This window comes from Streptomyces sp. NPDC058335, assembly GCF_042723915.1.
In the GTDB taxonomy this organism is placed as follows: domain Bacteria; phylum Actinomycetota; class Actinomycetes; order Streptomycetales; family Streptomycetaceae; genus Streptomyces.
The window spans coordinates 213,116-226,334 of record NZ_JBHXHX010000005.1 but is presented as its reverse complement, the minus strand read 5'-3'; the positions used below and the strand labels follow the sequence as shown (position 1 = coordinate 226,334).

The following is a 13,219-nucleotide window of genomic DNA, read 5'->3' as shown; positions in this document are numbered from 1 at the left end:
CTCCGGCGACAACCGATTTTGGGACTGCCCATGTCGTGCGCTAATCTTCAGGGGTCAGCGCGCGGGACATACACCGCAGAGCGCGGCGGGGCTATAGCTCAGTTGGTTAGAGCGCATCCCTGATAAGGATGAGGCCACAGGTTCAAATCCTGTTAGCCCCACCGAGGCCTAGTGCCAGGTCAGACGGCCGGTAGATCCCCAGGATCTACCGGCCGTCTACATTTGTGGATCTTGTTACCCCGCTACTACCCCGTAACTTGCCCTTCGCTGGGTGCTGGGCTCGGGGGCCGATGTCGGTGCCGCCCTCTAGGCTTGCAGCGCACCCCCCTGCCGATTCACGCGGCAGGGGGGTGTCTGCGTTCCGGCCGGGGCCTCCCGATCCTGACCGGAGTCTGCTCGACAGCTTAATCGAACGCACATCCGAATTCAGTCTGCCGGTCGTAGCCTGCCATGCTCCTACCGCTCGCGTCGACCGCCCACGCCGGGAAACGGGTCGAACGGTCTCTTTGTTGTCCGGATCTCACCGGTGATGAACCGTCATATACCGGAGTATCAACGGTCGAAACTGCTGCGCAGGTCTCGTGGAACTCACCTCTGCGGTCTGTGGATCGGCCGCCGCAGTGGGTAAGGTCAAGTCGGGGAGGCGGACGTGACCATTCCGGCCGCCTGACGCACAGCCCCAGAACAAAGCCCGACTGGGCTGCTCGGGAGGCGCCCAGTCGGAAAGGGCGCCCCCTGCCGCATAGCTCGGCAGGGGGCGTCTCGACACAGTAAACCGCCCCGCCCCTGTACGGGGGCGGGGCGGCGGCGCTCAGCCGCTCGGGCGAGCGCCTGGCGGGAACAGTGGACGCACATCACACTGCCCCGCGTCCGGGGCCATTGATCAGACAAAGCGCGGATTTGCACGCAGGTAGAACAAGATCGAATAAAGCCTGGTGTGACCAGGCTGACTTATGATCACGCTGGTCACACGGTTTGTCGAGTGTCCAGCGACCCACCTGACGACGGATGGCTCCAGGAGCGGCAGCGCATCGGCAGGTCCATCAAGGCCGCCCGCATACACCGCAATCTCACCCAAGAGGCTGTCTTCCTGGCGATCCCGATGAACCGCAGCTACTACCAGGAGATCGAGGCCGGCGCGGCGAACCCGACCCTGGACACCCTCCTGGACATCTCCAAGGCCATCGGTGTCCAGCTCGCTGAGCTGCTGGATGAGCGGCCGCCCCTCAACGGGGGGTGAGGGGCGGCCGGCCTTCCCGCTACCGGCGCGGACGGCGTCGCTGCCGGGAGCGGGGGCTCATTCAGACCACTCCACGCCCTTGGCAGCCGTGGGCGAGGACCGGCCGTTGTAGTAGTCGACGTGCTCGGAGTCGGTGTGCGGTTTCCGGGTGCACCGTCCCGTCCCGTCGGGGTGCTCGAGCCAGCAGTAGCCGGCCGCACGACCACCGGACTGCGCGGCACGCAGGCTGCGTGCCAGGAGACTCATGTCGTCGGACGGCTTGCTCATCGCCACTCCTGCCGGACGATGCGGTACAGGGCCAGGCTGACGGTGCAGTGTTCGGCGGCGTCGGCGCACTGCTCGCAGCTCCCGGCGTGGTCGTGCAGGGCCTGCACGGCGGCACGGGTGACGTCGACCGGGCAGCCGCGGGGGAACGTGGAGTAGTGGCCGTCCAGGCGCTTGTGGCGACGCTCGCCGAGGTCGACAGCCGAGTCCGTCGTCAGCCCGGCGCCGCACCAGACGCATGCGGCGCCCCGGAGCTGTTCCTCGGCGAGGCCGTCGAGCGGGGGCAGGGAGATGATGGCAAGAGCGTCCACGGTGGCGGCGGCGCTCGGGGGATCGGCTCGCATGTTCAGGCCTCCACAGTCACTGTGCTCCGTCTCACACACAGGACCGTAGGACGCGGTACAACAGAGCGGGGCACGCAAAGTGCGTGCCTTGGCTCGGGGGCACGTAATGGACACTTCAGGCATCGGCCGCCGCATCGCCTACTGGCGGGACCTACGCGGCTTCACCCAAACCGACTTCGGCCAGCTCATGGGCCAGACGCGGCGCTGGGTGCAGGACATCGAAGGCGGAAAGCGCCAGCAGGACCCGCGACTGTCGGTACTGGTGCGCGCGGCTGACGTCCTGCGCATCCCCCTGGAGCAACTCGTGTCCGACGCCGCCCCTGAGCCGCCCGCAAGCGGCGCCCCGCCCGCCAGTGCCCTCCGCGTCATCGACGCCCTCTACGACCCTGGTAGCGACGAAGACCCGCCCCCGCGTGACGTCCTCCAGCGCAGGCTCGATTACTGCTGCACCGCGTTCCAGGCCTGCCACTACGCGGCGCTCGCCCGGGACCTGCCCGCCCTGATCGGCGATGCGGCAAGGTCGGCTCACGTCGCACCTGTAGGCGAGCAGAGTGAGGCGCAGGCACTGCTCTCCCGTCTCTACCAGCTCGTTACGTCGTACCTGCACAAGTACGGGGCGGCGGCCGCCATCCCGGCCGCGCTCGCCGCGGACCGGGCGCTGGCCGCAGCTGAGCGATCCGGAGACCCGGTGCAGATGGGTGCGGCTGCACGTCGGGTGGCGAAAAGTCTTGTCCACCAGCAGCGCCCGCAGGCCGCTGTCGAGTTCGCGACGGCCGCCGCGCGGCGCCTGTCCGAGGGGCTGGCCGACCGGGGGTCGCTCGGACTTTCCACGCTCGGGATGCTGTACCTGTCCGCGGCGCTCGCCGAGTCCTCTCAGGAGAGGACCACCGACCGGGTGGCGGCGGCCAGCGGCTACGTGGACGAGGCCGGCGAGGTAGCCGCGAGACAGGGTGCGGATCTGGACGAGGACTACACCCAGTTCGGCCCGACCAATGTGGTGCTGCACCGGATGGACATGCTGCTTCGCTTCGAGGACGGGTGGTCGGCGCTGGAGGCGGCGAAGAAGGCGGAGCCCGCAGCACTCGCCGAGATGACCCGGGAACGGCAGGCCGGCCACCAGGTCGCGGTAGCACGCGCGTCGCTACTCACGCGGCGCAAGGACGATGCGGCGAAGGCGCTCCTGGAGGCCGAGAGACTGGCTCCAGAGGAAGTACGGGGCACGCCGAACACCGTGAACCTGGTCAAGGACGTCGTCGGGGCAACGGCCAGGCCGGAAGCTCCGTTGCGTGCGCTGGCCGAACGCTGTGGACTGCCTGTATGACAACGCCAGTTCTGTACCTGATCGCCTGCGCCGCAGGTCCCACCCAGTACATCGACGACGGCGTGCGCGCCGCCCAGGCTGATGGCTGGGACGTGTGCCTGATTCTCACGCCGGCCGCAGCCGCATGGTGGGAGCCGCGCATGCAGGAGCTGGTCGAGCTGACCGGGCACCCGGTGCGGTCGCGGTACAAATTGCCGTGGGAGGCGGACGCGTTGCCGAAGGCGGCCGCCATGCTGGTCGCGCCGATGTCCTGCACCACCCTCAACAAGTGGGGTGCCGGCATCGCCGACACCGTGGCCATCGGTATCCCGTCGGAGGCCGTACACATGGGCGTCCCGGTTGCGGTCATGCCGTACTTCAACCAGGCGCAGGGCGCGCAGCCTGCGGTCGCCCGGTCGATCGCTGTGCTACGGGATCAGGGCGTCGTCGTGCTTGACGGGCCGGACGGGTACGAGTCGCATCCGCCTAAGCAGGGGGACCCGAAGGCGTTCCCGTGGAAGCGGGCGCTGGCCAGCGTGCGACGCCAGGCTGACGCCTGAGACATGACGAAGGGCCCCCTCCCGCCCGGAGGCGAGAGGGGGCCGTGTCGTCAGGGGTCGGTATCCGGGGCGAGTTGCTGCGTGCGGGCGTCCACGCGGTCGACTGCGTCCCGCAGCGACGCGCCAGAGTTGGGTTGTAGCTCATGTTCGACGCGGCCGAGGCGCTCCTCGATGCCGTCCAGCCGGGCCATGACGCCGGGTCTGCCCGACACACCAGGGCGCGGTGGGACGCCGTTCCAGTCGTCGACGAACTCGTCGACTCTCACCACGATGCGTCGCACGCCGCGGCTCATGCGCCACAGCAGACCGAGGAGCGCAGCGATGGACACTGCTGCCAGCGACCAGATGACGAGCATGTCCACGGGGGTGACCCCGGTGGCTCCCCCGGTCACTCGCGGCTCCGCACGGTCTCGGTGACGCCCGGTCCCTCCGTACCGCCGGACGTCGCGACGGCCGTCAGCACGGTGAGGACCGCGGCACCGCCGCCGAGCGCCAGGCCCTCGCTCCAGTTGGCGTGGATGATGCCCAGGGTGTCCAGTCCGAGGGAGCCGACGAGGACCTGGGCGAAGGTGCGCACGGAGCGCTCGGCGGTCGCCTTCCAGAAGGCCTTGGTGAGCATGCGTTACTCCTTGACGTCGAAGCCGCGGCGCTTGCCGAGCTTGGTGAGCGATGCGAGGCCGGGGATGCCGTCGGCGTCCTTGCCGGACCAGCCACAGCGCATCTGCCAGAGGCCGTAGGCGGCCTTGGTCGCGGTGCCGAAGTGGCCGTCCGCGAGGGACTTGGCGAGCAGGCCCTCGGCGACGAGAGCCGCCTCCACGGTCTTGGTGCCGGCGTAGGAGACCGGCGTGCCCTTCTTGGGCGGGTCCGTCTTCGCCGCGGCGATCAGCCGGGACAGGTCGACGACGGGCCGCTGACTGCCCGAGCCGGACGAGGAGCCCGGCTTTCCGGGGCGGGGCGCGCCCTTCTGGACCCAGGCGTACAGCGCCGGTCCTGGGCACTCGGTGGGGTAGCCATCCTGGTGGCCGAGGATCTCCTTGCCCGCGCCGTGCTCCTGGAGGTCCTCGATGCCGTCGCGCAGCGCGTGCAGCAGTTCGTCGGTCGGCTCCGTGAGGCCCTCGTCGCCGATCAGAGCCACGATCGCGTAGTGCGCGCGGTTGAGGACCTGGTTGCCGTTCGCGCCCGTACGACGGCCCGGTCCGCGGCCCTCCAGGACGTAGCCGTGCACGCACGCGGCCCGGTTGTAGGCGACGTCCGAGTAGCCCTCCTTCACGTTCGCGAGGTGGGACTCCCGGATGCCCTTCCACAAAGCAATGCACAGGCTGTGGTCCTTGGCGAGCTTCGCGGAGACGGCCTGCCCGAGCCAGTGGACCTTGACGCCCTTGGCGGTGGGCTGGAGCGCTGCGGCCGAGGTGGGCCAGCCGAGTGTCTTGCGGGTGACGAGCTTCATCACACGCCCTCCCGCTCTGCGTTGGAGGCGGCGACGACCGCCCAGTTCTTCGCGGACCAGAGGTCGTCCAGGGCCTTGGCCACCTCCGGCCCAGCGAGGGTCTCCGCGAGCCGGTGCGCCAGGTCGTGGAACGGCTTGCTGACCGCCTGGAGCCCGGCGGGCAGGTGGTCGTAGCGGAAGTTGCGCAGCATCGCGGCGGTGGCGGGATGGATCTCTGCGGCCATGAGTGCCTCCAGGACGTGAGAAAGCCCCGGCCGGATCGGCTCGGGGCGGTTGTTGTGCGAGGTGCTGGCAGTCAGTACGTGGCCCGCCAGAAGACGGGGACCGACGCCCAGGTGGCGGCCGCGCTGGCGGCATCGGTGACGTAACAGAACAGCGTGAACCCGGTCGACGTCACGGTGATCGCGCGGGTGTCCCACCGGGCAGTCGGACCGGCACCGGACTGGATCTCCGTATCCACACCGGTAGGCACGGCCGGGAACGCCTCGGGAAAGGTCACCGTCTGCGTGAACGAGGTCAAGCTGGTGAAGGACACCAGCACAATGCCCCTCTGCTCGTCCGTCGCGAGCAGCCGGTCCGGGGTCAGGAGCATGCCCGGCTGCCAGAGCGTGGCGGGAACGGTCACAGGGCCGCCTCCTTTCTACAGCGGCACGGCCGCGGGTCGGGCGAGGGAGATGGCCGTGCCCGCGGCCAGCGGCTTGGTGACGCCGTTGCGCGAGCGGATCACGGTGTGACGCTGCGGGCTGAGGACCTCGAACTGGTCGTACCTGACGGCGGGGTTCACGTTGGTGTTCCCTGGCGCACTGATGGACCGGCAGCCTACGAAGGCGCTGGTCGTGACCGACGTGTCCGTTACGACGACGTGCCAGGCCCGTGGTTCCGGCGCGGCCGCCGGCCACACCTTCGCGCGGATGGTGCTGCCCGCCACCTGGAGGCGGCAGCGGAGGAAAGTGCCGGGCACATGGGTGATAGGCGACACGTAGGTGCGCAGCGATGTCTCCACCGCGGCGGACCGCTTCCTGACGTCCAGAAGGACCGCGTTGCCGGTCGTGATCTCCACTCGCGCCATGTAGAGGTTGTCGGCGTCGACATACCGTGCGACCGGCCCGCCGTACAGCGATCCACCCGTGGCGGCCGCCGACGTCGTCAGGTTCACGGCTACGTCGACGTCCGGCCAGGTGAAGTCGATGAAGCTCCGCCGGGAGGCGTTCACCGTGGTGAGGACGTGCGAGCCGTACCCAGATCCCACCGCATAGTCGGTGGCCAGCGTGCCGCCGATCACGCCCCACACCTGGCCCGTGTCGGCGGTGCCCCAGCCGCCCGAGACCGTGCGGCCGAAGGCGTCCAGGGCCCAGCTGGCGATCGCCGTGGCGCGCACCTCTTCCCCGCCGACCTTCAGGTCGAGCGGCAACCACACGGGGGATGTTGTCCACGGCTGCGCGCCGGGCGTGGCCACCAGCAGTTGGGTGTCCGTGGCCGTCGCGGCGGCCAGGAGGACCGAGCCGTCGGTGTCCACCCGGGCGGGCGCCCGCCCGGTGAAGGAGACGTCGTCGATGTAGACGGCGTCCTCGCCCGCTGACGCGCTGTTGTCCTTCACGTACCGGAAGATCACCTGCGTCTTGCCGGTGACGTCGACGATGGCCTGGGTCCACGGCGTGGTGCCCTGCGCGCGCAGGACCTGCACGCCGTCCACCAGGACCACGAGCCTGTCGCCTTCGAAGCCAGGTCCTGAGGCCTCGGTAGACGTCCAATACCAGAACCGCATCTCGGTCTGGCCCGGCGGGATCTGCATGATGGCGTCGCTGGTCTGGTTGTGGGTGATCGCCCCGCTGCGCAGCGACCAGGTGCCCGTGTTGAAGTGCAGCTGCGACCGGGACCAGGGAAGGTTGCCGCCGAAGCTGAGCGGCACCACGTAGGTGCTGTCCTCGAAGTCCTCGTAGTAGGGGACGCCGGCCACGTTCCACGGCTGGCCCGGCGAGCAGTTGAAGACGATGTCCCACTCGAAGTTGCTGGAGAACGTCTCCTCGTAGCCCTGGACGATCAGCTCGATGTCGCCCGGGGCCACCCAGATCGGCGGATTTTTGATGACGATCTTGTCGCCGACGTCCACGTTGAGGATCTGCTCCATCAGCGTGGACGCCTTGTGGACCATGACCCGGACCTGCGGGTAGCGGCGCCCCTTGTAGGTGCCCAGGTGCAGGCGCCACCAGGCGATGGGCTCCGTCTGCTCGTCGCGGTAGAGGCTGAGGTCGTCCGCGGTGTCGTAGCCGATACCGACCCCGTTGGGCGGGGCCTGGACCGACAGCGGCCCTTCTTCGAGGACCGCTCGTGCGCTGGAGCCGCCGATGCGGTTCACCGTGACGTCGTTCTGGGTGGCCTCGTCGTCGCCCGTCGGCTTCAGTGGCGGGGCCAGTCCCGGCCCGTTGTAGTCGAGGGTGAGCGCGGGGACCTGGTTGTACATGGTGGCCCGCCCTCGGTACCGCAGGGCGGCCTGGTCGCGGTCCTCGTACAGGATTCCGCCGTCCGCGTCCGCGGCCTCCTCCAGTAGATCCAGCACGCCCATCGGACGCTGCGATCCGAGGAGGGTCTGCTCGGACACCGTCCCGCACACGGTGAGGGGCAGGCCCTCCTCGTCGGCCAGGCGCAGCATCCGTTCGCCGGCCGTGTCGCCGGAGAATCCGAGGTCGGCGAAGTTGTAGATCCCGACGTTCGCCGTGGGGAAGACAGCGATGTGGCCTAGGCGCATGCCTTCGAGGTCGGCGGAGTATCCGCCGTTGACTCCCAGCACTCCGGTGATGCGGCCCACGCTGCCGGCGTAGGTGTCGCTCCACACGCCGCCGACACCGCCGATGGGCACCCACTTGACGGCCCAGTCGACGTTCGGGCCGTCCTGGGAGGCCCAGAGCTGCCAGCGGGTCCACGTGTTGAAGACGCCGAAGTTGACCAGGCTGAGGATCTCGGAGACGACCTCGTCGCCGTCCGCGTCATACCCGTAGATCTCGGCTGCGTTCGTCTTCAGCATCAGCCGCCAGGTTCTGACGGTTCCGGAGGATGTCCACTGCATGACCGTGCGGGGGATTGTCGGGCCGCTGTTGGGGAGGTTGAAGATGAACTCGGTGTGCCAGGCAGTTGAGGCGCTGGGCGGTACCGGGACGCTCCCGGAGATGGTGGATCCGCCGCGCACGGCGGGGAGCGCGCTGGAGCCGGCCAGTGAGTCGTCGGCGGCCAGGTCCATGCCCGAGGTCGCCATCGGTCGTACGCCCGCGATGGGGCTGTAGAACTGGGTGGCGCCTGGGCCGTCCTCGAGCGGCCAGTAGGCGAGCGGTCCGGCGGTCGGGATGCGCCGGCGGAGGGTGGAGGACAGGGCCTTGTTGCCGCGCCGCATTCGGCGAAGGACGCCCGCAGTTGTGGCGTCCACCCATGCGTGCGCGCCGGAGGGATGCCATTCGGTGGGGTAGGCGGCCAGCTCGTGAGTGAGGCGGCTTCGCCGGTTGGTCAGGTGGGCGTTCCCGCTCATGCTCCAGGTGCGTCCGGCGCTGTCGACGAAAGACGTCGCTCCCGGTGCCTGGGCGGTGAAGTCCGGCGCGGCCGCCAGTGGGCCGTTGATGCCATTGCGCAGCTCGAACCGGTAGAAGCGGCCCACAGGGTTGGCGAAGGTCACCGCGCCGACCGCGCCCAGCTGGAGGGGCTGTGTCGTGTTGAAGATTGACGTGGTGCCCGAATGCACGACAGGACTGCCGAGCTGTGTCCACGGCCCTGCGGTCGACGACGCGGTGTAGAAGGTGACGGTGTTGCCACCGGCCCCGTTGTCGGCATCAAGGGTGACCCGGATGGTCATGCGGCCGCTGGGCGGGATGGACAGGGGCGCCGAGCTGCTCGTGACGTTGTTGTCGCCGTCGGGGCTCCAGTAGAACCAGAGCTTGCTCTGGAAGAGGAACAGGATCCAGCTTCTGCCACCGGGAGCGCCGGTGAACTTGCCGGCGAGTTCCGTCTCGTCGGACGCGTGCCAGTCGGTGAGGTAGGCGTCCAGGCGGATGTCGATGTCGCCGCTGATGTCCAGCGACGCGTCGTCCGGCGTCTCTGCACGGTCGGTGGTGCCCGTGGTGGCCATGTGGGTGGTGCTGCCCGCCACCGAGACTCGGAACGGGGTGTTGAGCCCGAACCGCTCGTAGTACTCGCCCATCGGGTTGTCCGGGCTGAACCGGCCGTCGGTGTTGTTGATGAGGGGGCGGCAGATCGACGGGTCCACGCGGGCGCCCAGGTCCGGGCGCCCGCGCGTGTGGGTCAACGACTGGCGGGTGAGCATGTTGCCGGTGGCGTCCACCCACGTGCCGTCGATCAGGAACTCGCCTCGAAGGTCGATGTTCACGGGCTCCTCCTGCCTTTGCCGAACGCGAGCTGGACATCGCCGCCGCCCTTTTGGTCGACGATGCCGCGGATCAGACGGGTCATCTCCTCGGGCCCGGCGACCTGGAGTTCGACCTTGACCCGCTGCTCCGGGAGCGCAGTCATCCCGCCGGCCGGGAGGCTGCCCACGCCGCCGGCGGCGAAGGACGGCAGGCCGTTTGCCGCCAGGTCGGGTTGCCCCACCCCGGGCAGACCGTTCAGCGTGCTGCGCAGGCTCGGGATGCCGTCGAGGATGCCGCCCCGGAAGTCGGCGATCAGGGCCCGGCCGGAGTACGTCGTGTATCCGCTGCCGGAGAACGGGCCCTTCTTCGCCGGTGAGAATGGGAAGAAGTCGCGGGCCGCGCTCACGACCGAGGAGGCCGCGTCGCGCACGCTCCCGATCTTCGACTTGATGCCGTTGATGAAGCCGCTGATCAGGGACGATCCCGCGTTCCACAGGTAGCCGCTGAGGTTGCCGAGCGCTGACCGGGCGCGCCCGGGAAGGGCCTTGATCGTGGACACGGCGGAGGCCAGGCCCTTGCTGATCGCGTTGCCCATCGATTTCAGGGCGCCGGTTGCTACGGAGGCGATCCGGCTGCCCAGGCTGGACAGGGCCGATACCGCCCGGCCGGGCAAACCGACGAACCACCGGACGATTGCATTGATCATGTCGGGCACGATCGAGTGGCCGACGAGCACGTCGTAGAGCCACGTGAACAGGCCGACGATCTTGTTGACCAGCCAGGTCACTGCCTGGATCGCAGGCTGGAAGCCCTTCTGGAGACCCGCCAGGAACGAAATCAGCCCGCTTAGCACGGGCACGACCACGGCCGTGATCACGCCCGTGGCCAGCCGCAGCAGCAGCTCGGTGAGTTTGATCAGCGGGGGCAGCAGCGGCACGATCGCGGGCAGCAGACTGATCAGCAGCTGCGTGCCCAGCATCATGATCTGCGGCAGCAGCGGGGCGATCGCCGTCAGGATCTCCCCGAGCGACTTGCCGAGCTGCACGCCGAGCTGGATCAGCTGCGGCAGGACGGGCAGCAGCTGCTGGAGCGCCAGCATGAACATCTTTGCGCCCTGGGTCACCAGCTGCTTCAGGACCGTGCCGAGGCCGGCCAGGATCGGCTTGAGCGTGCTGCCGAGCCCGCTCGCGATCTGGCTGATCACCGGGGAGAGCGCGATGAAAATGTCGGTCAGGCTGGTCAGGATCGGCATGAGAGGCGGCAGCAGGCCAGCGATCAGCTCACCGATCACCGGCAGGAGCGGCGCCAGCGCGGTGATCAGGGCACCGACCGCTTTCGCGGCCTCCACCAGAACGGGCCCCAGTGCCTCGATGACCGGCCCCAGCGCTTCGCCCAGCGCCTCGATCAGAATCTGGACCGGCGGCCCCAGGGCCGTGAGCACCGGTCCGATCACGGCGAGGGCCTGGCCGAGCAGCGGCGCCACGGTCTGCGCCAGCAGCGCCATGGTGGAGAAGAGGGCCTTCAGCCCGCTCTGTACGGCCGGGGAGGCGAACGCGGTCGCGAGTGCCCCGGTGATCTCCTTCAGGGTGCCGATGAAGCCCCCGCCGGAGGTCTGAGCCGCCGAGAAGATCGAGCCGATGATCGAGCCGACGTTCCCGGCGATCTCCACCAGGTCGCCGATCAGGGCGATCGCGGCCTCGATCGCCTTTTCCATCGCCCCCGAGTGGAAGGCGTCCGAGATCTTCTGCGAGAGGCCGTCCAGCGCACCGCCCGCGGCCGCTGTGAGCCGGCTGAAGCTCGGGGCGGCGGCCGCTGCGACCTGGGTCAGCGCGACGACGATCTGCCCGGGGACGCGGGAGAGGTTGTACAGGCCGCTGTTGGCCCCGCTGATGGCCTTGCCGAGGGTGCCGGACTTCGACAGGCCGATGGCTGCGTTGCCGACGTTCTTCGCCATCAGGTTCATGGCGCCGGCAGAGTTGGTCAGGCCGTTTCGCAGCACAGGAAGGGTGTGCTGACCCATCCCTCGAAGGACCCCGTCCAGGCCCTGGAAAAGCCTGTCCTGGACGTCCTTCTTGAGGGCGTTGAACTCCTTCGACATCGACTTCACCTGAAGGGCGAAGGCGCGCGCGTTGGGGGACAGCTTGGCGAGGGCCTTCTCGAACTCTTCGGCCTTCTCGGGATCCAGCGCGGCGGAGACGGCGTCGCCGACTCCACTCATGCCGATCTTCAGGGCGTACGTGGCCAGTTGGATCGCGACGATGCCCGTGGCCGCGAGGCCGGCCGCCGGGGCGATGTTCGCCACGGTCGTGGCCAGGGCCGCGGCGAGAGGCACCGCGGCGCCCAGCTTGGCGACGATGCCACCGAGGGAGCCGATGACGCCTGGGAGGCCCCCGGCCGCGCCCCCGATTCCGCTCAGCGAGAGGCCGAACCGGCGGCTCTCGTTGGTGCCCTGGACGAGGCCGGCCGCCATGAGCTGGCTGGTCGTGGCGAAGCGTCCGTCCAGGGTGCGCAGGCGGCCTTCGACATCGCGCTGGAAGCCGCGCATGGCCAGCTCGGCGTCCGAGAGGCCCTGGTGCATGCCGGAGTCGTCGGCGTGGATGAAGCCGACCAGCTCGCCGATGGACAGGGCCACGTGACTCGCCCCCGTCCGCTGTTGAGTTGTGGTGGATCAGGAGTGCAGGGCGGAACGGACCTGCTCGGGGTCGTCGATGATGGAGATCTCGTCGCCCGCCACGCGGCGGAACATCGACTCCGGGCTCAGGCCGATGAGCAGGACGTAGAAGCGGCGCCGGGTCAGCCGCGCGATCTCGTGCGGGCCGAGGCGGTACTCGCGCTGGAAGTCGGCTTCGATCGCCCACCAGTGCTCTTTGACGGCGACTTCGAGGCGGCTCTCCTCGCGGCGCGGTTCGGCGCTTTTCCCGCGTCGTCCTGCTGCTTCACCAGTTCGAAGGCCTCGGCGAAGGTGAGTTCCTTACCGTTGGCCTGCGCGATGCCCCAGGCCAGGACGGTCTGGAGCTCCAGCAGGCCCATGCCGTTCTCACGCCAGCTCTTGAGGGCGTCGATGCCGAAGAGGAGCGTGATCAGCTCGGCGAAGTCCTCCTCCGACTCGGACTCCTGGAGGTCGTTGATGCGCGCTTCCATGGCCAGCGGGATATCGGTGGGCACGGTGACCTCGACACCTCGGATGACCTCTCTGCGGCCGCCGGAGGCCTGCGCCCAGAACTCGTCCCAGGACTGCGTCGCGGCGGCGGCCTTGCGGGCGGTCACGGCTTCGCCACCGTGGTCTCGGCGCCGGAGCGGGTGAATGTCGCCGCCCAGCCGACCTTGTCGTTGTTACCGCCGCCCTGGTCACCCAGGTTGACGTGCGCCGTCCACACGCTCCACGTGGTGTCGTTCTTGTGGGAGAACCGGAACCGGCCGAGGGATTCCTCCCCGAGACGCTCGCTCAGGGCCTCCACCTTGGCCTGGCCCGGGGCGATGGCGCCGGTGACGTTGTCGCGCTTGCGGAAGCCCTCGATCGTCATCGACTTGGCGATCTGCATCTTCTGCGACTCGGCCTGGCCCTGGGAGGTGAACACCGTGGTGTCGGCGGTCTCCTCCTCGTGGCTCTTGGAGAAGGTGTTGATCTCCTCGATCGTGATCCATGTGCCGGGCGACAGAAAGTCCTCGATCTGGAAGTCGACGTCGCGGGCGTTGTACTTCTGCTGTGCCATTG

14 protein-coding genes and 1 tRNA gene are annotated in these 13,219 nt (G+C 69.0%); 4 read left to right on the top strand and 11 right to left on the bottom strand.

Features of this window, described 5'->3' with window-relative positions:
• The first annotated feature begins 87 nt into the window (after nucleotides 1-87).
• Nucleotides 88-161: transfer RNA gene (locus ACFWJX_RS11415), tRNA-Ile, on the top strand.
• Nucleotides 162-982: 821 nt separating this feature from the next.
• On the top strand, nucleotides 983-1,240 hold the full coding sequence (locus ACFWJX_RS11410) for a helix-turn-helix domain-containing protein (protein WP_383240280.1): 258 nt from the start codon (nucleotides 983-985) through the stop codon (nucleotides 1,238-1,240).
• A 57-nt stretch (nucleotides 1,241-1,297) separates the two neighbouring features.
• On the opposite strand, the gene ACFWJX_RS11405 is transcribed toward ACFWJX_RS11410, so the two are convergent.
• Nucleotides 1,298-1,507 carry a hypothetical protein gene (locus ACFWJX_RS11405; protein ID WP_383240278.1) on the bottom strand — a complete coding sequence of 70 codons (210 nt, stop codon included), beginning with the start codon at nucleotides 1,505-1,507 and terminating at the stop codon, nucleotides 1,298-1,300.
• Nucleotides 1,504-1,848 (bottom strand): hypothetical protein, encoded by a 345-nt coding sequence (locus ACFWJX_RS11400; protein WP_383240276.1) that lies wholly within the window; start codon nucleotides 1,846-1,848, stop codon nucleotides 1,504-1,506. Before ACFWJX_RS11400 ends, ACFWJX_RS11405 begins: the two co-directional genes overlap by 4 nt.
• Nucleotides 1,849-1,954: 106 nt before the next feature.
• On the opposite strand from ACFWJX_RS11400, the gene ACFWJX_RS11395 reads away from it, so the two are divergent.
• Both ACFWJX_RS11395 and ACFWJX_RS11390 read left to right on the top strand, forming a co-directional pair.
• Complete coding sequence (locus ACFWJX_RS11395; RefSeq protein WP_383240273.1) at nucleotides 1,955-3,169, top strand: helix-turn-helix domain-containing protein; 1,215 nt, start codon at nucleotides 1,955-1,957, stop codon at nucleotides 3,167-3,169.
• Nucleotides 3,166-3,708, top strand: a complete 543-nt coding sequence (locus ACFWJX_RS11390) for a flavoprotein (RefSeq protein ID WP_383240271.1) — start codon at nucleotides 3,166-3,168, stop codon at nucleotides 3,706-3,708. The genes ACFWJX_RS11395 and ACFWJX_RS11390 overlap by 4 nt, the downstream gene beginning before the upstream one ends.
• Before the next feature lie 50 nt (nucleotides 3,709-3,758).
• On the opposite strand, the gene ACFWJX_RS11385 is transcribed toward ACFWJX_RS11390, so the two are convergent.
• From ACFWJX_RS11385 to ACFWJX_RS11345, 9 genes are all read right to left on the bottom strand, one after another.
• A complete protein-coding gene (locus ACFWJX_RS11385) occupies nucleotides 3,759-4,064 on the bottom strand; it encodes a hypothetical protein (RefSeq protein WP_383240811.1) in 306 nt (101 codons plus the stop codon).
• A 32-nt stretch (nucleotides 4,065-4,096) separates the two neighbouring features.
• Entirely contained in the window at nucleotides 4,097-4,327 is a 231-nt protein-coding gene (locus tag ACFWJX_RS11380; RefSeq protein ID WP_383240268.1) for a holin, read from the bottom strand.
• Nucleotides 4,328-4,330: 3 nt separating this feature from the next.
• Nucleotides 4,331-5,155 carry an N-acetylmuramoyl-L-alanine amidase gene (locus tag ACFWJX_RS11375; RefSeq protein ID WP_383240265.1) on the bottom strand — a complete coding sequence of 275 codons (825 nt, stop codon included), beginning with the start codon at nucleotides 5,153-5,155 and terminating at the stop codon, nucleotides 4,331-4,333.
• Nucleotides 5,155-5,379, bottom strand: a complete 225-nt coding sequence (locus ACFWJX_RS11370) for a hypothetical protein (protein WP_383240263.1) — start codon at nucleotides 5,377-5,379, stop codon at nucleotides 5,155-5,157. The genes ACFWJX_RS11375 and ACFWJX_RS11370 overlap by 1 nt, the downstream gene beginning before the upstream one ends.
• 71 nt (nucleotides 5,380-5,450) lie before the next feature.
• Nucleotides 5,451-5,780: a hypothetical protein gene (locus ACFWJX_RS11365; RefSeq protein ID WP_383240261.1), complete on the bottom strand. Its 330-nt coding sequence runs from the start codon at nucleotides 5,778-5,780 to the stop codon at nucleotides 5,451-5,453.
• Nucleotides 5,781-5,795: 15 nt separating this feature from the next.
• Nucleotides 5,796-9,524 (bottom strand): hypothetical protein, encoded by a 3,729-nt coding sequence (locus tag ACFWJX_RS11360; RefSeq protein ID WP_383240258.1) that lies wholly within the window; start codon nucleotides 9,522-9,524, stop codon nucleotides 5,796-5,798.
• The gene (locus tag ACFWJX_RS11355) at nucleotides 9,521-12,136 is read right to left on the bottom strand and encodes a hypothetical protein (protein ID WP_383240256.1); all 2,616 of its coding nucleotides are present in this window, start codon (nucleotides 12,134-12,136) and stop codon (nucleotides 9,521-9,523) included. Before ACFWJX_RS11355 ends, ACFWJX_RS11360 begins: the two co-directional genes overlap by 4 nt.
• A gap of 161 nt (nucleotides 12,137-12,297) precedes the next feature.
• Complete coding sequence (locus tag ACFWJX_RS11350) at nucleotides 12,298-12,771, bottom strand: hypothetical protein (protein WP_383240254.1); 474 nt, start codon at nucleotides 12,769-12,771, stop codon at nucleotides 12,298-12,300.
• A complete protein-coding gene (locus tag ACFWJX_RS11345; RefSeq protein WP_383240251.1) occupies nucleotides 12,768-13,217 on the bottom strand; it encodes a phage tail tube protein in 450 nt (149 codons plus the stop codon). The genes ACFWJX_RS11350 and ACFWJX_RS11345 overlap by 4 nt, the downstream gene beginning before the upstream one ends.
• Nucleotides 13,218-13,219 lie beyond the last annotated feature (2 nt).